Source organism: Labrys sp. (in: a-proteobacteria) (assembly GCF_047605565.1).
GTDB lineage: Bacteria > Pseudomonadota > Alphaproteobacteria > Rhizobiales > Labraceae > Labrys > Labrys neptuniae.
This window is the reverse complement of sequence record NZ_JASGFM010000001.1, coordinates 1-20,459: the sequence shown is the minus strand read 5'-3', so window position 1 is coordinate 20,459 and position 20,459 is coordinate 1. Positions and strand designations below refer to the sequence as shown.

General features: G+C 65.5%; 17 protein-coding genes. 7 read left to right on the top strand and 10 right to left on the bottom strand.

Annotation, left to right across the window (positions count from 1 at the left end):
- Nucleotides 1-175: 175 nt before the first annotated feature.
- Both QM672_RS00085 and QM672_RS00080 read left to right on the top strand, forming a co-directional pair.
- Entirely contained in the window at nt 176-883 is a 708-nt protein-coding gene (locus tag QM672_RS00085) for an ABC transporter permease (protein WP_415080276.1), read from the top strand.
- A gap of 2 nt (nt 884-885) precedes the next feature.
- Complete coding sequence (locus QM672_RS00080) at nt 886-1,665, top strand: ABC transporter permease (RefSeq protein WP_415080275.1); 780 nt, start codon at nt 886-888, stop codon at nt 1,663-1,665.
- Nucleotides 1,666-1,850: 185 nt separating this feature from the next.
- Here the strand turns inward: QM672_RS00080 and pncA are convergent, their stop codons facing one another.
- Nucleotides 1,851-2,468, bottom strand: coding sequence for a bifunctional nicotinamidase/pyrazinamidase (pncA, locus tag QM672_RS00075; RefSeq protein ID WP_415080274.1), 618 nt, complete (start codon nt 2,466-2,468; stop codon nt 1,851-1,853).
- Between the two features lie 137 nt (nt 2,469-2,605).
- Between pncA and rsmI the strand changes: the two genes are divergently transcribed.
- Together rsmI and QM672_RS00065 are read left to right on the top strand one after the other, a co-directional pair.
- Nucleotides 2,606-3,532: a 16S rRNA (cytidine(1402)-2'-O)-methyltransferase gene (gene rsmI, locus QM672_RS00070; protein ID WP_415080273.1), complete on the top strand. Its 927-nt coding sequence runs from the start codon at nt 2,606-2,608 to the stop codon at nt 3,530-3,532.
- Entirely contained in the window at nt 3,529-3,900 is a 372-nt protein-coding gene (locus tag QM672_RS00065) for a YraN family protein (RefSeq protein ID WP_311940906.1), read from the top strand. Before rsmI ends, QM672_RS00065 begins: the two co-directional genes overlap by 4 nt.
- 83 nt (nt 3,901-3,983) lie before the next feature.
- On the opposite strand, the gene QM672_RS00060 is transcribed toward QM672_RS00065, so the two are convergent.
- On the bottom strand, nt 3,984-6,224 hold the full coding sequence (locus QM672_RS00060; RefSeq protein WP_311940910.1) for a transglycosylase domain-containing protein: 2,241 nt from the start codon (nt 6,222-6,224) through the stop codon (nt 3,984-3,986).
- A 253-nt stretch (nt 6,225-6,477) separates the two neighbouring features.
- Between QM672_RS00060 and QM672_RS00055 the strand changes: the two genes are divergently transcribed.
- Nucleotides 6,478-6,837, top strand: coding sequence for a DUF952 domain-containing protein (locus tag QM672_RS00055; protein ID WP_068299482.1), 360 nt, complete (start codon nt 6,478-6,480; stop codon nt 6,835-6,837).
- Nucleotides 6,834-7,838 carry a quinone-dependent dihydroorotate dehydrogenase gene (locus tag QM672_RS00050; RefSeq protein ID WP_311940918.1) on the top strand — a complete coding sequence of 335 codons (1,005 nt, stop codon included), beginning with the start codon at nt 6,834-6,836 and terminating at the stop codon, nt 7,836-7,838. The genes QM672_RS00055 and QM672_RS00050 overlap by 4 nt, the downstream gene beginning before the upstream one ends.
- 137 nt (nt 7,839-7,975) lie before the next feature.
- On the opposite strand, the gene QM672_RS00045 is transcribed toward QM672_RS00050, so the two are convergent.
- The 6 genes from QM672_RS00045 to QM672_RS00020 all read right to left on the bottom strand — a co-directional run bounded on the left by QM672_RS00045 (nt 7,976) and on the right by QM672_RS00020 (nt 16,756).
- On the bottom strand, nt 7,976-10,183 hold the full coding sequence (locus QM672_RS00045; protein ID WP_415080272.1) for an FAD-dependent oxidoreductase: 2,208 nt from the start codon (nt 10,181-10,183) through the stop codon (nt 7,976-7,978).
- 205 nt (nt 10,184-10,388) lie between these two features.
- The gene (locus tag QM672_RS00040) at nt 10,389-11,597 is read right to left on the bottom strand and encodes an acetyl-CoA C-acetyltransferase (RefSeq protein WP_415080271.1); all 1,209 of its coding nucleotides are present in this window, start codon (nt 11,595-11,597) and stop codon (nt 10,389-10,391) included.
- A 91-nt stretch (nt 11,598-11,688) separates the two neighbouring features.
- Complete coding sequence (locus tag QM672_RS00035) at nt 11,689-13,467, bottom strand: acyl-CoA dehydrogenase C-terminal domain-containing protein (RefSeq protein WP_415080270.1); 1,779 nt, start codon at nt 13,465-13,467, stop codon at nt 11,689-11,691.
- 18 nt (nt 13,468-13,485) lie between these two features.
- A complete protein-coding gene (locus tag QM672_RS00030) occupies nt 13,486-13,926 on the bottom strand; it encodes a MerR family DNA-binding transcriptional regulator (protein ID WP_311940930.1) in 441 nt (146 codons plus the stop codon).
- A gap of 402 nt (nt 13,927-14,328) precedes the next feature.
- Entirely contained in the window at nt 14,329-14,574 is a 246-nt protein-coding gene (locus tag QM672_RS00025) for a hypothetical protein (RefSeq protein WP_394313867.1), read from the bottom strand.
- Nucleotides 14,575-14,662: 88 nt separating this feature from the next.
- Nucleotides 14,663-16,756, bottom strand: coding sequence for a caspase family protein (locus QM672_RS00020; RefSeq protein ID WP_415080269.1), 2,094 nt, complete (start codon nt 16,754-16,756; stop codon nt 14,663-14,665).
- 85 nt (nt 16,757-16,841) lie between these two features.
- Between QM672_RS00020 and QM672_RS00015 the strand changes: the two genes are divergently transcribed.
- Nucleotides 16,842-17,528, top strand: a complete 687-nt coding sequence (locus QM672_RS00015) for a class I SAM-dependent methyltransferase (RefSeq protein ID WP_415080268.1) — start codon at nt 16,842-16,844, stop codon at nt 17,526-17,528.
- Here the strand turns inward: QM672_RS00015 and QM672_RS00010 are convergent.
- Nucleotides 17,516-18,190 carry an outer membrane protein gene (locus QM672_RS00010; protein WP_415080267.1) on the bottom strand — a complete coding sequence of 225 codons (675 nt, stop codon included), beginning with the start codon at nt 18,188-18,190 and terminating at the stop codon, nt 17,516-17,518. The genes QM672_RS00015 and QM672_RS00010 overlap by 13 nt on opposite strands.
- A 98-nt stretch (nt 18,191-18,288) precedes the next feature.
- Complete coding sequence (locus QM672_RS00005; RefSeq protein ID WP_415080266.1) at nt 18,289-20,223, bottom strand: caspase family protein; 1,935 nt, start codon at nt 20,221-20,223, stop codon at nt 18,289-18,291.
- Nucleotides 20,224-20,459 lie beyond the last annotated feature (236 nt).

The following is a 20,459-nucleotide window of genomic DNA, read 5'->3' as shown; positions in this document are numbered from 1 at the left end:
AACTCTTTGGTCAGACGCGTTTTTGCGATTCTTGGCGATTGTGCCAAATCACAAAACGCTTTTGGCCGGCTGCATCGAATGCAGCTGTCGGCCTGACCTGGCAGCGCTTTGATCGGCCTGGCACCGAATCCGGTGCCAGAGCCATATCCCGAGGGCTCAGCGGCGGGGGCATGGAATGGAACTTCTGGGATTTGGCGCAACGGGATGGGGCACCCCGCTGCTGCAGGGCGCCATGATGACCCTGGGCCTGGCCTTGTGTACCCTGCCTTTCGGCCTGCTGCTCGGGCTCGGCGTGGCGATGGCCAAGCATGGCGGTCCCATCTGGCTCGGCATCGTCTGCGGCATCTACACCTCGCTGTTCCGCGCCTTGCCCGAACTGCTCACCATCCTGATCGTCTATTTCCTGGGCCAGTCCGCCATCAATACACTTCTGGCGGCGCTCGGGCTGGGCATCCAGATCGAGGTCAGCGGTTTCGCCGCCGGTTTCGTGGCCCTCGGCCTGGTGCTCGGCGCTTTTTCCAGCGAGGTCTGGCTCGGCGCCCTGCGCAGCCTTTCCAGGGGACAAAGCGAGGGCGCGGCGGCACTGGGCCTCAGCCGCGTTGTGACATTCCGCAAGATCATCCTGCCGCAGTTGATCCGCACGGCCCTGCCCGGACTCGGCAACAATTGGATGGCGCTCCTCAAGGACACCTCGCTGGTCTCCGCCATCGCGGTCAGCGAATTGATGTACATGACCAACAGGGCCGTCTTCGCGACCAAGCAACCGCTGCTGTTCTACGCGGCCTGCTGCCTGCTCTATCTGGTAATGGCCATCCTGTCCGGCATCGCCCAGACAATGCTGGAAAGGCACTATAATCGCGGCCAGAAGCTGGCGAGGGCCTGAGCATGGAGACGCTCTGGTCCGGATTTCTTGCTCTCGTCGGCGATATCGGCCTCAACAGCGACCTGCTGGCGACCTATGGCCCGCGTTTCCTGGCCGGCCTGCGCCTGACACTGCTGCTGGTCGCCCTGGCCATGGTGCTGGGCGCCCTGCTGTCCTTTCCGATCGCAATGGCACGTATGTCGCGCAATTCGGTCCTGCGGGGGCTGGCCTTTGGCTATATCTACTTCTTTCGCGGCACGCCGCTGCTGGCTCAGGTCTATCTGATCTATAACGGCCTCGGCATCTTTCTCGGCGCCCACAAATCCCTGTTCGAGGACCTGGGCCTGTGGTGGCTGCTGCGCGACGGCTTCTACTACGCGGTGATCGCCTTCACCCTGAACACCGCCGCCTACCAGGCCGAAATCCTGCGCGGCGGCATCGAGTCGCTGCCGCGGGGCCAGACCGAGGGAGGCCTCGCCCTCGGCCTGCATTCGGGCCAGATCTTCCGCAAGATCATCCTGCCCCAGGCCCTGATGGTGAGCCTGCGCCCCTATGGCAACGAGCTGATCCTGATGCTCAAGGCGAGTTCGGTCGCCGCCCTGGTGGCAGTCCCCGAACTGATGGGCGTGACCCGCCTTGCCTTCTCGCGCACCTTCGATTTCCAGGCCTATATGTGGACGGCGATCCTCTATCTGATCATGGTCTTCGCCATCGCCCATGTTTGGAACCTGCTGGAGAAGCGGCTGACCCGACATCTGCACCGCGCCATGCCGCAAACGGCGGCGACCGCGCAGGCGCATTGATTCCTGGTGGGCCGGTCTTCAGGGCCTGATCGAGAAGTCACGGGAACCTCGACCTTTGTCATCAGCGGGCCTATCCCGGGCATGACAAAGGTGGAATTTCTCCCGGTTCCGTTGTTGGTCTTGAGTCAGGCTCTGCAGACCGCCCCACCGGCCGGGCTCAATGGAGCTGAGAAGACCAACACGCCCTAGATCCGGTCGACCAGGGTGGCGCCCGCCTCGCGCATCGCGGCAATCCCCGCCGCGACGGATCCGCCGAGGTCGATGCCGCGGCAGGCATCGAGCACGACGATGGTCTCGAAGCCCAGGCGCCTGGCATCCTCGGCCGAGAAGCGCACGCAGAAATCGGTGGCGAGGCCCACGCAGAACAATCGGCCGAGACCGCGTTCCTTGAGATAGCCCGAGAGCCCGGTCGGCGTCGTGCGGTCGTTCTCGAAGAAGGCCGAATAGCTGTCGATGGCGGGATTGTAGCCCTTGCGGATGATCATCTCCGCCCTGGGCAGGGCCAGGCCGGGATGGAACTCGGCTCCCGGGCTGCCCTGGATGCAGTGATCAGGCCAGAGCGTCTGCTCGCCATAGGGCATGGTCGTCGTGGTGAACGGCGCCTTGCCCGGATGGCTGGAGGCGAAGGAGGAGTGGCCGGGCGGGTGCCAGTCCTGCGTCAGCACGCAATGGGCGAAATCCACGGCCATCCGGTTGATATCCGGCACCACCGAATCGCCGTCGGGCACGGCCAGCGCCCCACCCGGGCAGAAATCATTCTGCACGTCGATCACCAACAGGACGTCGTTCGGGCCGGGCTTCATGAAATCTCTCTCTTGATGGCGTAATGCCTCTATCTTGATCACCCCGGCCGGAAGATCAACTTGCCTTTGATTCTCAAGGAGCTACACAGGAGAACAGGCTGCGGATTGCGACTCGCGGCCGGCAAAGGCAGGACCCCATGCGTCCAGATTTCTCCCCCTCCATCGTCGGCGCCGAACACAGCTATTTGCTGCATGGCCAGCGCTTGACCGCTCCCTCCCTGCTGCCGGGCCTCCATGTGGTGGCGACGCCCATCGGCAATCTCCAGGACATCACGCTGCGGGCGCTGACCACGCTGGCCGCCGCCGATCTCATCGTCTGCGAGGATACGCGCGTCACCAGCCGCCTCACCAACCATTATGGTATCAGCGCCCAGCTCCTGGCCTATAACGACCACAACGCCCCCCGCGTGCGGCCCCAGATCCTGGAGCGGCTGACCAGCGGCCAGGGCGTTGCCCTGGTCTCGGACGCCGGTACGCCCATGGTCTCCGATCCCGGCTTCAAGCTGGTGCGCGAGGCCATCGAAGAGAATATTCCCGTCTTTGCCGCACCCGGCCCCTCTGCCGCGCTGGCTGCGCTCGCCGTCGCCGGCCTGCCGACCGATCGCTTCTTCTTCGAAGGCTTCCTGCCCAGCAAGGACGGCGCGCGCGCCAATCGCCTTGCGGAGCTCAAGACCATCCCGGCCACGCTGATCTTCTATGAAAGCGGCCCGCGCCTCGCCGACAGCCTGGCTGCCATGGCGACGGCGCTCGGCAACCGCGCCGCGAGCGTGGCACGGGAGCTCACCAAGACCTATGAGACGGTCTATCGCGGCACGCTCGTGTCGCTGGCCACCGATTTTGCCATTGCCGACGAACCGCGGGGCGAGATCGTGGTGGTGGTGGGACCGCCGGTCGAGGAAAAGGCCAGCGCCGACGACATCGAGGCTTCGCTGGCTGCCGCGCTCGATACGCTTTCGGTCAAGGATGCCGCCGCCGCCGTTTCGGCCCGCCTCGGCCTGCCCAAGCGCGATGTCTATGCCCGTGCCGTCGAGATGGCCTCGGAGCGCCGCAGCAGGGCCTCTTGAGCAGGCTCGAACGCCAGGCCGCCTTCCGCGTCGGCCTCAATGCCGAGACACGGGCCGGCTGGCTGCTGCGCCTCAAGGGCTACCGCCTGCTCGCCCGACGCTTCAAGGTACCGGGCGGCGAGATCGACCTGATCGCCCGCCGCGGCGGCACGCTGGTCTTCGTCGAGGTGAAGGCACGCGCAGATCTGGCGATGGCGCTCGAAGCGATCACGCCCACCCAGCAGCGACGCATCGCCACCGCGGCCCGGGCCTGGCTGGCACGCCATCCCGATCACGCCTTGCTGGTCCAGCGTTTCGATGCGGTCTTCGTGACGCCACGGCGCTGGCCGCGCCATCAGGCCAACTGGTTCGAGATGGATCTGGGGTGATTTGGGGGGCGGGTCTTCGGACCCGCCTGAAACACAGCGCCTGAAGGCAAAGAAGGCGGGTCCGAAGACCCGCCCCCCAAAACTTACCGTCCCAGCACCCGGTTCAGCCAGTCCGCGATCGGCCGACCGGTGTTGCGCGGCGCATTCGCCGTCATTACCGGCTCGACAGCCACCGGCTGGTCCTCCGGTGCGCCGTCGAATTGCGGCTGCTGCGCGATGACGTCCTCCGGCGGCGGCGCCTCGCGCACCCACGGACGGCCCGGCAGCGGCGCCGGCGGCACGCCCTTATGGGCACCGCGCATGAACTCGTTCCAGATCTGGGCCGGCAGGCTGCCGCCGGTCATGCGCGAGGTGGAGGTGCCATCGTCATTGCCGAGCCAGACGGCTGTTACCATGTGGCTGGTGTAGCCGATGAACCAGGCATCGCGATAGTTCTGGCTGGTGCCGCTCTTGCCGGCCGATTGCCAGCCCGGCAGGCCATATTTGCGCGCGGTGCCGACCGTCAGGGTCTGGCTCATCATCGCATTCATCATGCCGACCTTGTCGTCCTCGATGACGCGTTGATTGCCGGGCGCCTGGCGCTGGAACAGCACCTTGCCCTTCTCGGTCCTGATGCGCTTGACCACATAGGGGATCACCATGCGCCCGCCATTGGCGAAGGTGGCATAGGCCGAGGTGATCTCCAGCGGCGTGACTTCCGACGTGCCGAGGGCGATGGAGGGATTGGGATCGAGATTGGAATTGATGCCGAGGCTGTGGGCGACGGCGACCACTGCCTTCGGCCCCACTTCGGCGCACAGGCGCACCGCTACCGTGTTGAGCGAGAGGGCGAGCGCCGTGGTCAGCGACACCGGGCCGCGATATTCGCGCGAGAAGTCCTTCGGGCTCCAACCCGCCAGGGTGATCGGGGCGTCATCACGGACGGTATCGGGCGTCGCGCCGTTCATCAGCGCGGCGAGATAGACGAAAGGCTTGAAGGTGGAGCCAGGCTGGCGATAGGCCGAAATCGCCCGGTTGAACTGGCTCTCCGCATAGGAGCGCCCGCCCACCATGGCCCTGACGGCACCATCGGGATCCATCGCCACCAGGGCGCCCTGGCTCACGCGCAGCTTGCCGCCCGACTTGTCGAGGCCCTGGCGCAGGGACTGTTCGGCAAGATTCTGTAGCTTGGCATCGATGGTGGTCTCCACCACCACGTCGGTGTCGAGCGGGCCGGTGAGGTCGCTGAGCTGGTTGGAAATCCAGTCGGCCGGATAGTTGCCGGAAGAGCGGGCGGCGAATTTGGAAACCTTGACGGGCGTGGCCAGGGCCGTCTTCTCGTCCTGCGCGCTGATCGCGCCGGTATCGACCATGGCGTCGAGCACGAGCTGGGCCCGGTCATGCGCGCCCTTGGGGTTCTTGGTTGGATCCAGCGAAGACGGCGCCTTGACCAGGCCGGCCAGGGTCGCGGCCTCGGCAATGGTGAGTTCCTTGGCGGGCTTGCGGAAATAGCGCTGCGCCGCGGCCTCGATGCCGTAGGAGCCCGCGCCGAAATAGACGCGGTTGATATACATCTCCAGGATCTGGTTCTTGGAGAATTTACGCTCGAGATAGACGGCGAGGATGGCTTCCTGGATCTTGCGGCGCAGACTGCGCTCGGGCGTGAGGAAGACGTTCTTGGCGAGCTGCTGCGTCAGCGTCGAGCCGCCCTGGGTCAGGCGGTGGGTGGTGAGATAGACATAGCCGGCGCGGGCCAGGCCCTGCGGATCGACGCCGTAATGGGAATAGAAGCGCCGGTCCTCGATGGCGATGAAGGCCTGCGGCACATATTTCGGCAGGTCCTTGATCGAGATGGCGGCGCCGCCCATTTCGCCCTGATTGGCGATGACGGTGCCGTCGGCCGAGACGATCTTCACATTGGGCGGGCGCGGAGGCACTTCCAGATTCTGGATCGGCGGCAAATTGGCGGCATACCAGGCCACGACGCCACCGACGCCGAGCAGGCCCCACATGCACAGCAGGAAGGACCAGTAGGTCAGGCGATAGAGCATGGAGCGCCGGCGCTTGGGCTTGCGCCCGCTTCCCGAACTGCCGCCGCCGCCCCCGCCGCCACGACGGTTGGAGCCGCCGCCCCGCGAGGAGGATCCGCCGAACAGGCTCCAGCCCTTGCTCGAGCGCGCGGTCTTGGCGCGGGAGGGCGAGCGCTCGCGCAACTCCAGCGGTACCGGCGCGGGGCGGTCTTCCCGGGTCAGGCGGAAACTATCGCCCTGATCGGCTTCCTCGCCCTTTTCGGGCTCGAAACGGGGTTCGACCCGCTCAACCATGCGCCGTTGGCCCTGCGCCATCCCAGCCTTCCAAAATCATTACAATCAGATCAGTCATATCAGCGCCGGGTTAAGCAAGGGCTACCGCAGCTTGCGACATTTGCTTTCCACTCAGGGAAAGGCATGAACAAGGCGTCAATCCGTCATTGTCGTGGCGTATTCAAGCCTCGAAGCCCTGTATCCGATGGAAAATCCGTGCAGGCGCCCTGCGGCAGGCCCTTTCGTAAAGTCTTCAGGCCCTGTAGAGGACGTGCGGCGAAAGGCTGGAGGACATATGGCGCTCATTTTCAAGATCCTGACGGCGCAGCAATGGCGCAACGCCGAGGCTGCCGGGCGTTTCGACGGCGCCCCCATCGACGTCCAGGACGGCTATATCCATTTCTCCTCCGCCGAGACGGCGCAGGAGACGGCGGCGCGGCATTTCGCCGGCCAGGACGATCTCGTCCTCGCCGCCGTCGAAGCCGACAGGCTCGGCGAAGCCCTCAAATGGGAAGTCTCGCGCGGCGGCGCCTTGTTCCCCCACCTTTATGCCGCCCTGCCCCTCGATTTGATCGAATGGACGGCGCCACTGCCGCTCGGAGCGGATGGCCGCCATGTCTTCCCGCTCGAATTTCTCTCGAGCCAGCAGCCATGATCGGCGCCGCCTTCGCCCTCATCCGCCCCCGCCTGTTTCGCATGGATCCCGAAGAGGCGCATGAGGCCACCCTCTCCGCCCTGCGCAGCCTGCCGATCCCTCCGTCCCTGCCCGATCCGGCCTCGCTCCAGGTGAAGGCCTTCGGGCTCGATTTCCCCAATCCGGTCGGCGTGGCGGCGGGCTTCGACAAGAATGCCGAGGTGGTCGATCCCCTGTTCAGGCTCGGCTTCGGCTTCGTGGAGATCGGCAGCGTCACCCCGCGGCCCCAGGAGGGCAATCCCCGCCCCCGCCTGTTCCGCCTGCCGGCGGACGAGGGCGTCATCAATCGCTTCGGCTTCAACAATCAGGGCCATGCCGCCGTGCTGGCCCGGCTCAAGGCCCGCAAGGGCCGCGGCATTCTCGGCGTCAACGTCGGCGCCAACAAGGACAGCGAGGACAAGGCTGCCGACTATGCCGCCGGCATCATCGTCTTCGCCCCCGTCGCCTCCTATTTCACCCTCAACATTTCCTCGCCCAACACGCCGGGCCTGCGCAATCTGCAAAAGCGCGAGGCGCTCGACGAGTTGCTGGCCCGTGCGGTGGAGGCGCGCGATACGGCTGCGCTCATCGGGCCGCGCCGACCGCTGCTTCTCAAGATCGCGCCCGACATCACCATGTTCGAGCTCGACGACATCGTCGACCGGGCGCTCGCCCACAAGCTCGACGGCATGATCGTCTCCAACACCACGATATCGCGGCCGGAGACGCTGAGGGAGAGCGAGACGGCCAAGGAAGCCGGCGGCCTGTCGGGGGCCCCACTGTTCGAGCTTTCCACCCAGGTCCTGGCCGAGACGGCCCGGCGCGTCGGCGGCCGCTTCCCCCTGATCGGGGTTGGCGGCATCCATTCGGCCGAGACCGCCAAAGCCAAGCTCGCGGCCGGCGCCACCTTGGTGCAGCTCTATTCGAGCCTGGTCTACAAAGGCCCCGGCCTGATCCGGCAGATCAAGAAGGGACTGCGGTAAGTTTGGAGCGCGGACATCCTGTCCGCCTCTTTCTGCTAGCTCTGTGGTTCAAAGATGCGGACATCGCGACATGAAGACATGTCGCTGAGAAGTCCGCGCTCCGAAGCACGGACTCCTGGTCGACACTCCCCACAACCTTACGCCGCCTTCTTTTCAGGCTTGAAGCGCTGATAGAAACGCTCGTCCTTGACGGCCATGTCGCGCAGCAGCTTATTGGGCGCAAAGCGCGGGCCATAGGCGGCTGCGAGCTTGTCGCACAGAGCCACGAAGGCCTTGCTGCCCACGCCGTCGATATAGGACAGGGCTCCCCCCGTGAAGGGCGCAAAGCCGAAGCCGAGGATGGAGCCGACATCCGCTTCGCGCATGTCGGTGATGATGCCGTCCTCCACCGTGCGGGCTGCTTCCAGCGCCTGGACCACCAGGAAACGGTGCTTCAGCGTCTTCTGGTCGATGGTATCGGGATCGAGCTTCACCGCCTGGAGGTCCGACAGGCCCGGCCATAGCCGCTTGGAGGCGCCGGCCGGATAGTCGTAGAAGCCCTTGCCGTTCTTGCGGCCGAGGCGGCCATGCTGGTTGAGCAGGGCGTCGAGCAGCTTCTCCTGCGCCGGATCGACGGCGGCCTCGCCAAGGTCCTTCTTGGTGGCCTGCAGGATCTTCCAGGCCAGGTCGATCGCGACCTCGTCATTGAGCGAGAGCGGCCCGACCGGCATGCCGGCGGCCCGGGCGACATTCTCGATCATCGCCGGCGGCACGCCCTCGCCCAGCATCAGATGGCCTTCGCGGATATAGTTGAGCACGCAGCGATTGGCGAAGAAGCCGCGGCCGTCATTGACCAGGATCGGCGTCTTCCGGATGGCGCGCACGAAGTCGAGCGCGACGGCAATGGCCTTGTCGCCGGTCTTGGCACCCTTGATCACCTCGACCAGCAGCATCTTGTCAACAGGCGAGAAGAAATGCACGCCGATGAACTGCTCGGGTCGGGCCGAGTTCTCGGCCAGCGAGGAGATCGGCAGCGTCGACGTGTTCGAAGCGAAGATGGTGTCCTTGCCGATCACCGCCTCGATCTTCTTGATCACCTCGGCCTTGACGGTGCGATCCTCGAACACGGCCTCGACGATGAGGTCGACGCCGGCCAGCGCACCGAAATCGGCCGTGGCGGTGATGCGGCCGAGTAGGGCTTCCTTGTCCGCCATCGAGGCGCGGCCCTTCTTGATCTGGCCGGTGATCAGACCGTCGGAATGGGCCTTGCCCTTGTCGGCGGCTTCCTGGTCGCGATCGACCAGCACCACGTCGAGCCCGGCCAAAGCCGAGACATAGGCGATGCCCGCGCCCATGAAACCGGCGCCGACCACGCCGACGCGCTTGAGGTTCGACGGCGGCAGGGCCGGACGGCGCGCGCCCTTGTTGAGCTCCTGCATGGAGACGAACAGGGTACGGATCATCGAGCGCGCCTCGGTCGAGCGCAGCACATGGGCGAAATAGCGCGATTCCACCGTCAGCGCGCGGTCGAAGGGCAGCTGGAGGCCCTCATACACCGTCTGCAGGATGGCGCGGGCCGCGGGATAATTGTCGTAGGTCTCGCGGCGATAGAGCGCGTTGGCCGGCGGGAATACCATCATGCCGGCCTTCGAATAGACCGGGCCTGCGGGCAGGCGGAAGCCTTCGACATCCCAGGGCGCCACGGGCGAGCCGCCGTCCCTGATCCAATCCTTGGCCTTGGCAACCAGCTCCTCGCGCGGGGCGACAGCGTGCAGCAGGCCCATCTTCTGAGCCTGGCCGATGCGCAGCTGGTCGCCCTTGAGCAGCATCTGCAGGGCCTGGTCCGGCTTCATCAGGCGGGACACGCGGGTGGTGCCGCCGGCACCGGGGAACAGGCCGACCTTGACTTCAGGCAAGCCGACGCGGGCCTTGTCATTGTCGGAGGCGCCGACGCGATAGTGGCAGGCCAGGGTGAGTTCGAAAGCACCGCCCAGGCAGACGCCGTTGATGGCGGCGGCGAAGGGCTTGCCTGCGGTTTCGATGCGGCGATAGAGCTGCGACAGGAAGCGGCTCTCGGCAAAGAAGGTCTCCATCGCCTTGTCTTCGCCGAGCTCGGCCCGCGCCTTGGCGTAACGCTGGCCCATGCCCTCGAGCATGGTGAGATCGGCGCCGCCGGAAAAGGCGTCCTTGCCCGAGGCGATGACGCAGCCCTTGATGGCGGCATCGGCGGTGACGCGCTCCAGAATCTGGCCGAGTTCTTCCATCACCTCCACGGTGATGACGTTCATCGAGCGGCCCGGCATGTCCCAGGTGGCGAGGGCGATGCCGTCGCCGTCGACATCGAAGCGGAAATTGGTGAGGTTCATGAGATGGCTCCAGCCAATTTCCTTCTCCCCTTGCAGGAGAAGGTGGCGCGCAGCGCCGGATGAGGGGTGGACGAAACCTCTCAGGGTTTCGAGGGCTCATTCGATTCCGGATGAACGGCCGCAAGACCCCTCATCCGCCCCTTCGGGGCACCTCAAGTCAACTCAAGAGAGTTGACGGCACCCGCAAGGGGAGAAGGAAAAGAGGTCACACCCTCTCGATGATGGTGGCGGCGCCCATGCCGGCGGCAACGCACAGCGTGATCAGGGCTGTCGACTTGCCGGTACGCTCGAGTTCATCGAGGGCGGTGCCCAGGATCATCGCACCGGTGGCGCCGAGCGGATGGCCCATGGCGATCGCGCCGCCGCAGGGATTGACCTTGGCTGGATCGAGATCGAAGGCCTGCATGTAGCGCAGCACGACCGAGGAAAAGGCCTCGTTGATCTCGAAGAGGTCGATGTCCGCCTTGCTCATGCCGGCCTTGCGCAGCAGGAGCTCGGTGACGTCGACGGGGCCGGTCAGCATCAGGGCGGTATCCGAGCCGATCGAGGCCGCCGCCCGGAGACGGGCCCGCGGCTTGAGGCCGAAACGCTTGCCGGCCTCGGCCGAACCGATCAGCACAGCGGAAGCACCGTCGACGATGCCGGAGGAATTGCCGGCGTGGTGGACGTGGCTGACCTTCTCGACCTCCGGATGCGACTGCACCGCGACGGCGTCAAAGCCGCCCATCTCGCCCATCTGCACGAAAGAGGCGTTGAGGGCGGCCAGGGACTGCATGGTGGTAGCAGGGCGCATATGCTCGTCCTTGTCCAGGATAGTCAGGCCGTTGATGTCCTTGACGGCGATGACGGACTTGGCGAAGCGCCCCTCGCTCCAGGACTGGGCGGTGCGGCGCTGCGACTCAACCGCATAGCCGTCGACGTCGTCCCGCGAGAAGCCATATTTGGTGGCGATCAGGTCGGCTGAAATACCCTGGGGCATGAACCAGGTCGGCACCGCGCTGGAGGGATCGAGCGCCCAGGCGCCGCCCGAGGCCATCATGCCGATGCGCGACATGCTCTCGACGCCGCCGGCGACGACGAGATCCTTCTGGCCCCCGGCGATCTGGCCGGCCGCCAGGTTCACCGCATCCAGGCCCGAGGCGCAGAAACGGTTGATCTGCACGCCCGGCACCTTCTCGCCAAGACCGGCATGCAGCGCGGCGATACGGGCGATGTCGCCACCGGCCTCGCCGATCGGATCGACGCAGCCGAGGATGACGTCCTCAACCGCATTCTCGGGGAGTTCGTTGCGCTTGGCCACGGCCCGCAGCGTCTGGCTCGCCAGCGACAGGCTGGTGACCTCATGCAGGGCGCCGTCGGCCTTGCCCTTGCCGCGCGGTGTGCGCACGGCGTCGTAGATGAAGGCTTCGCTCATTGGGTCTCTCCCTGGGAGCGCGGACATCCTGTCCGCTCTTCCCCATCAGATTATCTGGCCTGCAAGGGCGGACAAGATGTCCGCGCTCCGATCAAAACGCCTCGGCCGACAGGGCCATCACGTCGCCGGCACCGGCGGTGACGCGGGCCAGGCGCAGTCCGGTTTCCGGCAGCAACCGATCGGCAAAGAATTTCGCCGTAATCAGCTTGTTCTTCGCAAAATCGCTCTCTCCCATTGCCAACGCTGCCTTGGCCATCTGCGCCCACATATAGCCGAGCGCCACCAGGCCGAAGAGATGCAGGTAATCGGTCGAAGCCGCGCCGGCATTGTCGGGCTTGGCCAGGGCATTCTGCATCAGCCACATCGTCGCCTGCTGCAGATGGCCGGCCGAAGCCTTCAGGGGCGCAATATAGGGCTTGAGGGCCTCGTCCGCCTCATGGGCCTTGAGGAAACCGTTCAATTCCCCGAGATAGGCCATCATGGCACGGCCGCCGTCACGCGGCAGTTTGCGGCCGACGAGGTCGAGGGCCTGGATGCCGTTGGCGCCTTCATAGATCAGGGTGATGCGGGCGTCGCGCACGAACTGTTCGACACCAACCTCGGCGATATAACCGTGGCCGCCGAACATTTGCTGGCTATTGATCGCATTCTGCAGGCCGTTTTCGGTGAGGATGGCCTTGACGATCGGGGTCAGCAGGCCGAGACGATCGTCGGCGGCCTGGCGGGCGGGCGCATCGGGCGAACGGCGATGGATATCGGCCTGCAGCGCGGTGGCGAGCGCCAGAGCGCGGCCGCCTTCGTTGAGGGCGCGGGCCGTCATCAGGGTGCGGCGGACATCGGGATGCACGATGATGGGATCGGCCGCCTTGTCGGCCTCCTTGGCACCGGTGAGCGCCCGGCCCTGCAGACGCTCGCGGGCATAGACCGCGGCATTCTGGGTGGCGACCTCGCCGAGCGCCAGGCCCTGCATGCCGACGGCCAGCCGCGCCTCGTTCATCATCACGAACATGGCGGCGAGGCCCTTGTTCTCGACACCGACGAGATAGCCGGTCGCCTCTTCGTAGTTCATCACGCAGGTCGCATTGGCGTGAATGCCCATCTTCTCCTCGATCTTGCCGCAGGAGACCTTGTTGCCGGCGCCGAGGGAGCCGTCGGCATTGACGAGACGTTTCGGGCAGACGAACAGCGAGATGCCCTTGGTACCCGCCGGCGCGCCCTCGATGCGGGCGAGCACCAGATGCACGATATTGTCGGCGAGGTCATGCTCGCCGGCGGAGATGAAGATCTTGGTACCGGAGATCTTGTAGGAGCCATCGCCGGCGGGCACGGCCTTGGTGCGGATCAGGCCGAGATCAGTGCCGCAATGCGGCTCGGTGAGGTTCATGGTGCCGGTCCATTCGCCGGCTATCATCTTGGGCAGATAGGTCTGCTTCTGCGCGTCGCTGCCATGCTCGAGCAAAGCCGCGATGGCGCCCTGGGTCAGGCCCGGATACATGCCGAAAGCCAGATTGGCGCCCGAGACGAATTCCTGCATGACCGAGTTGAGCACCGCCGGCAGTCCGGCGCCGCCATATTCCGCCGGGGCCGGCAAGCCGACCCAGCCGCCTTCGCGGTAGGCCTGGTAGGCCGGCTTGAAACCATCCGGCGTCGTCACCGTGCCGTCGTCGGAACGGATGCAGCCTTCACGGTCGCCGCTGGCATTGAGAGGCTGCAGCAACTCCTCGCACATCTTGGCGCCTTCGCCGAGAATAGCGCCCACGGTCTCGGGCGAGACGTCCTCGAAGCCGGGGAGATTGTTGTATTTGTTGATGTCGAGCACGTCGTTGAGGAGGAACATCACATCCTCCACGGGAGCCTTGTAGCTGGGCATCGGTCTGCTCCTGTTGAATTATTTCTGCTGGCGGCCGAGACGACCGCGCACGATGTCGCGCGCATGGCTGAGTTCGGCATAGGCGTGGTCGATGTCGCGGCGGCGACGGTCGAGCTCGGCGAGCTTCTCCTCGAACCGCTCGAGGGCGACGCGCAGCTGCGTGGCCTGGCCATCGCCGAGATCGTAGAGGTCGAGCATCGACTTGACCTCCTCGAGCGAGAAGCCGACGCTCTTGCCCATCAGGACGAGCTTGAGGCGTGCGCGATCGCGACGGGAATAGATGCGCTCCTGCCCCCGCCTGGTGGGGATCAGCAGGCCCTTCTCTTCATAGAAACGCAGGGTACGCGAGGTCACCTCGAATTCGGTGACCAATTCGTGGATGGTGAACTGCTCCTTGCGTTGTCCACCCTTGCGCGGGTCGGTTGCTTCTTCGGCGAATGCCATCTCGCTCAGTGACATCGGAGACCCCTGCTTTGCAGATGACCGGGAGATATATTCAGTTTACGTTAACGTCAAGATATGATCGTAAAAAAATGAAACCTTTGAGCGCGAAGTTTGTTCCTGCCCCCGCGCGCCGGAACCCCTATCCGCGCCGCTGCCCGTAGAGTTCGCAGAGGGTACCGCTGTAGGGCGGGGCAACTCGGTCGAGCCCCACCGCTCCGAGCCGAGCCTTCTGGTCTCAGCGATGGAGGCCTGGTTGCCGGGGTGGATGACATGGACGATCTCCTGCCATCCCAGTTCCTCTTAGACCCCGATGGCGCAGCGCGTCGCAGCCTCCATGGCCATGGCTCGAAACCCGCCACCCCAGGCAGGCGCAGGACCGGCCTGGCCGTCGCAAGCGCTGGTCCCAGCACAATTGCCTCAATGCCCTCCGTCGCCATGCCCGCAGCCGCCATGGCCATCCCCGCTGCCGACCGGAGCATCGGTGTCGCTGGCGTCCCACTCCGATGCCGCAAAAGCGAAAGAGAGCGGGCGCAAGCGGCGCCGTCTGGAAAGGCGCCGCCTCTCCCAGGCCGCCGAACCCCACAGAATGGCAATCACCAACCCCAGGCCTATGAACAGGCCACCCAGAGCGAGCAGGGCCGTGGTGTAAATGTCGTTTTCCATGCTGCCTCCTGGTGTCACCCCGAAAACAAATGGCCGTCTGCGGAAGAACCCTAGCCGAAATCGGCTCAAGGTCCACGCCGGCGTCGCTCTACGGTGCGGTGGCAACCTCGGCGAAGGTGATCCGGTCGCGTGCGACTTCCTGGCGTTGCGGCGGGGTCAATCCCGCCTCGGCCTTCTGCACCAGGCTTGGTCCGAACAGGCTCTCATCCGGCCAGTCGCGCCAGGGATTCGAGGTCATGTCCAGGCCGACGACCCCGCCCGACATATTGTAGACGAGGGGCCCGGAATTCTGGAACCCGTCAGGAATGGCGGCAAGGCTCACCTTCCTGCCGGTGGCGAGTTCATACACAAAGCCGCCCTTGCGCCCGCTCAGATCAGTCGTCCGGACATAGCGCCCGCTTGGATCGAGCCCGTCGACCTTCTCGTTCGTCGTCTTGACTTCGGTCATCTCATCGCGGGCGAGATCCCAGATTTCCAGGAGCCCATCGCCCAAGCCGATGGAAGAAGCGCCGATCAGATATTTGCGTGTGGGATCGCACAACACGCGCTCAATGGATGCATCGATCGAGCGCAGATGGGTGGTGCGGCTCTCGCGCAGATCGAAGATCGCCACCGCATTCCCGCCGGGTGCCTTCTGCGCACGGATCAGGTCGGCCTGAAGCCTGAGGCAGATCGCATCATTGCCGCCGAAGACGGCGGAAGCCACTTTCGAGGCGTTGACCTTGCCAAGGCCAAGCGCACTTTCCTTGATCCGGATCATGGGCTTGCCCGTGGCGACGTCAATGACCGTCAGGAACCCGGAATTGTCGCCCGCCAGCAGCAGACGGCTCTCATCCGGACTGAAATCCATCATGGAGACCGCGCCTTCGCGCGGCAGGTCGAACAGCTTGGTGCCATCAAGCCCGTTCAAGACCGAGACCTTGCCGGAGGAGCTCACGGCGAGGAACTTGCCGTGTGGGCTGAACAGCAGATTGCGGGCGCCCGTCTCAAGAGCCAGCCTCGCCACGATCTTGCCCTTGTCCGTCGACCACAAATCGAGTTCGCCGGACTGGTAGTCGGCACTGGACGCCAGGAGGCCAACGCGGTCCAGCGGCGAGACAGCAGTCCAGAGAATGGTCTTGCCCGTGTCGACGGGCAGCTTGATCTGGCGGCTCTGAACGGCGGTGTAGAGCGCCAGATAGGCCTTGGGAAAGCGCTTCAGCGCAGTATCGTCCGACTGGGAGGGCAGTCCCTTCAGCGCCTCGATGATCGCCGCCTGCTTGTCACTGTCCTGGTAGAGCAGTTCCAGCGAACGGGTGGCATGATTGTTGGAGACGGACTGGGCCTCGGCCAGGGTCTGGCCGCCGCCGAGCTTGAGTTCGTCGGTCAGGGAGGATTTCATCCAGGGCGTCTGGGCCCAATCGGTCTCTTCCCCCACCGCCTTGGTGACGTCGCTCATGATGCGCTGGATCGAATAGCCGGAGGTGCCGACCGCCTTGACGAAGGCACCGGTGAAGGGGCTGAGCTCGCCCTTGCCGTCCAGCGCCACCGCATTGGGCGAGGTGGCATAGGCCACCATCAGCCCGCGCGCCTGCACGGCGCCCGGCGCTGCCGTGGCTCCCGCCCCCTCGACCCGGGCGAGGCCGCGCCCGGTCGAGACCGAAAGCCCGGCCTGACCGCCCTCGGCCATCGGGTTGTTGCGGCAGGCATCGAGGAAGACCAGGGTCGCCTTGGCGCCTTTCTGCAGCGTGTCGACGATCGGCTGCACCGGCACGAAGCCATGCTGGAGATCCTTCGAGGTGGCATCGGTGGCCACCAGATAGTTCTCGTCTTTGATCTGGATGCCGTGGCCGGAATAATAGAACATCGCCACATCGGCCCCGACCGCGCCGGCATAGGCGGTGGCGAGGCAGTTCTGCAGGCTCGCGCTGTCGGCATCACCGGCGAGGAAGATTTCGAAGCCGAGCGCCCCCATCGCCTTGGCGACAGCCTCGGCGTCCCTGGACGGATTGAGCAGGGCTGGAATGCCATTGCCATAGCCGCCATTGCCGACGATGACAGCCACCCGCTTGCCGCTTGCCCCGGCCGGCGCGGCCCGGTGCTCGCAGGTCCCGGCGGCCCAAGCCGAGCCGTTCGGACCGGTTGCAAGAATCCCCAGGGTCGCGATGAATGTGATGGCAATCAGGCCATGAATGCTCTTCATGATTCCCCCAGACTCACGCTTGCTTCCCTGAGGTCAGCGCGAAGTTTGACGTAAACACGGCGGAAGGTCGAGCCTCCGGGTAAGCATGCAGGACTACGAGAAACGATACCGGGACCTGCGCGCCGCCGGCCTGCCGGGTTGGGCCGGAGATTGTCATGCCGGCAATCGGCTGAAGCTCGCTGCGATGTTGGACGACCTCCATCGATCCGATCTCCTGCCGCCTGCCCCGTGCCCTGCCCTCGAACTCGGCTGCGGCAATGCCGCCATGGCAGCCCTGCTGCTGGCCGAACGCGGCTATCGGGTGCACGGCATCGATATCTCGCCAACGGCCATCGACTGGGCCCATGAAACCTTCGAGGCCGCCGGGCTTGCTGGCCATTTCATCCGGGGTGATGTGCGCACCATGCCCGATTTCGACGCGGCATCTTTCGCTTTGGTCTTCGACGGCGCCTGCCTGCACTGCCTGATCGGCGCGGATCGCAGCCTTTGCCTGGCGGAAATTCGCCGCATTCTGCAGCCAGGCGGCATCTTCATCGCCAGTACCATGTGCGGCCCGCCGCGTTCGCCCGAAGCGTGTGCCCGCTATGACGTGGAACGCCAATGCCTTGTCGACGGCGGCGTTCCAAGCCGTACTCTCAGGCCGCTGCCGGCACTCCTGGCCGAATTGGGTGAGGCCGGATTCGACATCGTGGATCACCGTATCCGCCGCAATCCCTGGTGGGATCACGCCACGATCATCGCCTGTCCGGCCCCTCGCCTTCAGAATTTGTAGCTCACGCCGAGCAGGGCCGTGGTCTCGTGGAAACGGACCTTGCCTGGATTGGCCGCCCGGATCCGCCATTTGCCGAAATCGCTGTAGCGCACCTCGCCGCGCACCGACCAATTGTCGTTGAGCGCATATTCGAGGCCGGCGCCGACGGTCCAGCCGGCCCGGGTGGTACTGGCCGAAAAAGCCCCGAGGCCGGGGGCGTTGACGTTGTATTTCTGGTTGGCGAAGGCGACGCCGGCGGTCAGATAAGGCAGGAAGCGGTCGAAGGCATAGCCGACCCGCCCGCGGATCGAGCCCTGCCAGTCGCTCTTGAAGCGGACGCTATAAGGGACGGCACCGGCGACGCTGTGGCGCGTCTTCGACAGGGAGGTGTAGTCGATGTCGCCTTCCAGCCCGACCACCACATTGTTCTCGAACTGGTAATTGTAGCCGGCATGCAGGCCGCCGATGAAACCGACGTCGTTGAAATTCTGACGATAGCCGCCGATGTCGGCACTGATCCTGGCATTGCCGAACACGGCCCCGGCATGGGCACCGACATAGAAGCCGGTCCAGCTATAGGGCACCACCGGGGCGATCGGCTCGGCGGTGGTGTAGCCGAGGTCGGCGGCCAGGACCGGGGTGGCGCTCGCGATGAGGGCGGCTAGGGCAAGACGCAGACGCATGGGACAGTTCCTGTTGGGGATTGCTGTCCTGTTGATGACATGACCTGCGATTCCTGCCTGTATCGTCAGAAACAGGCCCTATCTGCCATCGAAGAGGCCTATTTCGCCAGCACGAAGGCCTGCAGGGCTGCCAACGTGTCGGCCCCGTAGCTGCCGTCCGGGGCGCGATTGAGCAGGCCGGCCTTGGCCAGCCGCTGCTCGACGGCCTTGCGCAGCTGCGGCGTAAGCGAGGTCGAGGCCTTGTCGATCAGGAGACCGCGGGCCACCGGCGAGCCGCCCCTCAAGGCTTCCAGGCCGTAGTCGGCCGCCTTGCCGGGATCGCGCTTGATGCCACCAGCCCCCGCCATCAGGAACGGTATCAGGCTGGCCTTGGCATTGAGGTTGCCGATCGCCGCGGCCCTCTCGAAGAAATCCGTGGCCCTGCCGAAATCGCGCGGCCCGCCAATGCCGTTGGCCGCCATGTTCCCGAGCATGACGTTGCCGTCGCCATCGCCCAGTTCGGCCGCACGCTGGAACAGCTTGCGGGCCGTGGCGAAATCCTTCACCGCTCCAGTCTGGCCGAGCAGCACATAGCCGACCCGCAGCATGGTCTGGGTGTGCTCGGTCTCGACGAGCTTGTCGATCCATTGGCGCGCCTCTCCAGCATTCTTGGGCACGCCCGTGCCCTGCAGATAGAGCACGGCCAGGAAGCCCATCGCCTGCGGATCGCCGGTGTCGGCGGCCTTCCGGTACCATTGCGCCGCCTGCACGGCATCGCGCGGGCGGCCGGTACCATTCTCGAACTCGATGGCGATATTGCGCATAGCCGAGATATTGCCGGCCGCCGCGGCCTGGTCGAACAGGGCCACGGCACGCGGCAGATCCATGGGGCCGCCCTCGCCCGTCTCCAGCATCAGGGCCAGGTCCGACATGGCCGAGACCGAGCCCGCGGCGGCGGCCTTGGTCAGCAGGTCCCGCGCCTCGGCATCGCTGCCGGCGACATCGAGCGCCCGCGCCAGCTGGAACTGCACGCGCCGATCCTCGGGAGCGGCGGCCAGGGCCGCCCGGCAGGCTTCGACGGCCAGGCGGGGCTGGATGCGGTTGAACTCGACACCGGGCACGCCGGAGGGGCGGTCCATGTCCTGTGGCGAAGCCGCCATCTTGTCGCATCCTTCCACCGCAGCCTGGGCAGCAGCGTCGAGTGGCGCGGGTACGGGCGTCTGTGGTGCAGGCGTGGGCAATACAGGCGGCACCGGGGTGGGCGCCGCAGCGCCGCCCGCGAAATAGAAATCGCCGAGCAGCGAGAAGGTCACCTCGGGCAGTTGCCGCTCATTGGTGGCCTTGTAGACATTGGCGGCGACACGGCGGAACAAGGCACCAATCTCGACCCCAGGCTTGCCGACCTCCCCCAGAAAGGCCGCGGCAAAGGGGCTGTTGCGGCCGCCGCCATCGGCGGCGACGGCGCCGGGCTGGGTGGAATAGGCGATCACGCTGCCGGCCGTCTGCTGGATGCGCGCGAGGCCGCGGCTGATGCCGATCGAACGCGTCGGACTCGCCTTGGACAAAAGCTGCTGGGCCAGGGGATTGTCGCGGCAGGCATCGAGCATGACGATGCGCACGCCGTTGGCGCGCTGCAGGTCGTTGAGGATGTCGTCGACCCGCGCCATCTCGTAATTGACATCGCCGACGCCGGTCAGCTTGGCATCGACGGGCATCAGATAGTTCGAGCCCTGGAACTGGAAACCGTGGCCGCCATAATAGAACAGCGCCGCATCGGCGCCCTCGGCCTCGTTGGCGAAACGCCTGAAGGCATCGTCCATGCCGCGCTTGTCGAGGTCATAGCCTTCGACCACCGTAAAGCCGACCGCCTTCAGGGCCTTGGCGACGTCGGTGGCATCGTTGCGGGGATTGGGCAGCGGCACGGTGTTGCGATAGGCCGAATTGCCGATCACCAAGGCGATGCGCTTGTCCGCCCAAGCAGGAGCGGAGAGAGCCGTGCACCCGACCAGCACAAAGGCAAGACCGGCAAGCATCGGCCGGAGTGAAAACCGCATCCTCGAAGCTCCCTGTCGCTGCCTGCGCCGGACCGTCGGCCGAAGCAGAGCCGTCGGCAATGCCCCAGGGAACAGATCGGGCGAGGCGGCGTCAAGGTGTCTTGAACAGCGAGTCTCGGGTGCACGGGCATCTTGCCCGTTCTTGGAAACGCAGCACTCGCAGGATCGGAAGAACGAGCAAGATGCCCGTGCACCCTGTGTAGTTAGACTGTGTCAGGATTGGTGCGGGCGAGAGA

Coding starts and splice junctions, on each gene's coding strand:
- QM672_RS00040 (WP_415080271.1), bottom strand. CDS start 11,597: ATGAGCGAAGCCTTCATCTACGACGCCGTGCGCACACCGCGCGGCAAG.
- QM672_RS00050 (WP_311940918.1), top strand. CDS start 6,834: ATGATCGGCGCCGCCTTCGCCCTCATCCGCCCCCGCCTGTTTCGCATG.
- QM672_RS00025 (WP_394313867.1), bottom strand. CDS start 14,574: ATGGAAAACGACATTTACACCACGGCCCTGCTCGCTCTGGGTGGCCTG.
- QM672_RS00045 (WP_415080272.1), bottom strand. CDS start 10,183: ATGAACCTCACCAATTTCCGCTTCGATGTCGACGGCGACGGCATCGCC.
- QM672_RS00085 (WP_415080276.1), top strand. CDS start 176: ATGGAACTTCTGGGATTTGGCGCAACGGGATGGGGCACCCCGCTGCTG.
- QM672_RS00060 (WP_311940910.1), bottom strand. CDS start 6,224: ATGGCGCAGGGCCAACGGCGCATGGTTGAGCGGGTCGAACCCCGTTTC.
- QM672_RS00035 (WP_415080270.1), bottom strand. CDS start 13,467: ATGCCCAGCTACAAGGCTCCCGTGGAGGATGTGATGTTCCTCCTCAAC.
- pncA (WP_415080274.1), bottom strand. CDS start 2,468: ATGAAGCCCGGCCCGAACGACGTCCTGTTGGTGATCGACGTGCAGAAT.
- QM672_RS00080 (WP_415080275.1), top strand. CDS start 886: ATGGAGACGCTCTGGTCCGGATTTCTTGCTCTCGTCGGCGATATCGGC.
- rsmI (WP_415080273.1), top strand. CDS start 2,606: ATGCGTCCAGATTTCTCCCCCTCCATCGTCGGCGCCGAACACAGCTAT.
- QM672_RS00005 (WP_415080266.1), bottom strand. CDS start 20,223: ATGCGGTTTTCACTCCGGCCGATGCTTGCCGGTCTTGCCTTTGTGCTG.
- QM672_RS00020 (WP_415080269.1), bottom strand. CDS start 16,756: ATGAAGAGCATTCATGGCCTGATTGCCATCACATTCATCGCGACCCTG.
- QM672_RS00030 (WP_311940930.1), bottom strand. CDS start 13,926: ATGTCACTGAGCGAGATGGCATTCGCCGAAGAAGCAACCGACCCGCGC.
- QM672_RS00015 (WP_415080268.1), top strand. CDS start 16,842: ATGCAGGACTACGAGAAACGATACCGGGACCTGCGCGCCGCCGGCCTG.
- QM672_RS00055 (WP_068299482.1), top strand. CDS start 6,478: ATGGCGCTCATTTTCAAGATCCTGACGGCGCAGCAATGGCGCAACGCC.
- QM672_RS00010 (WP_415080267.1), bottom strand. CDS start 18,190: ATGCGTCTGCGTCTTGCCCTAGCCGCCCTCATCGCGAGCGCCACCCCG.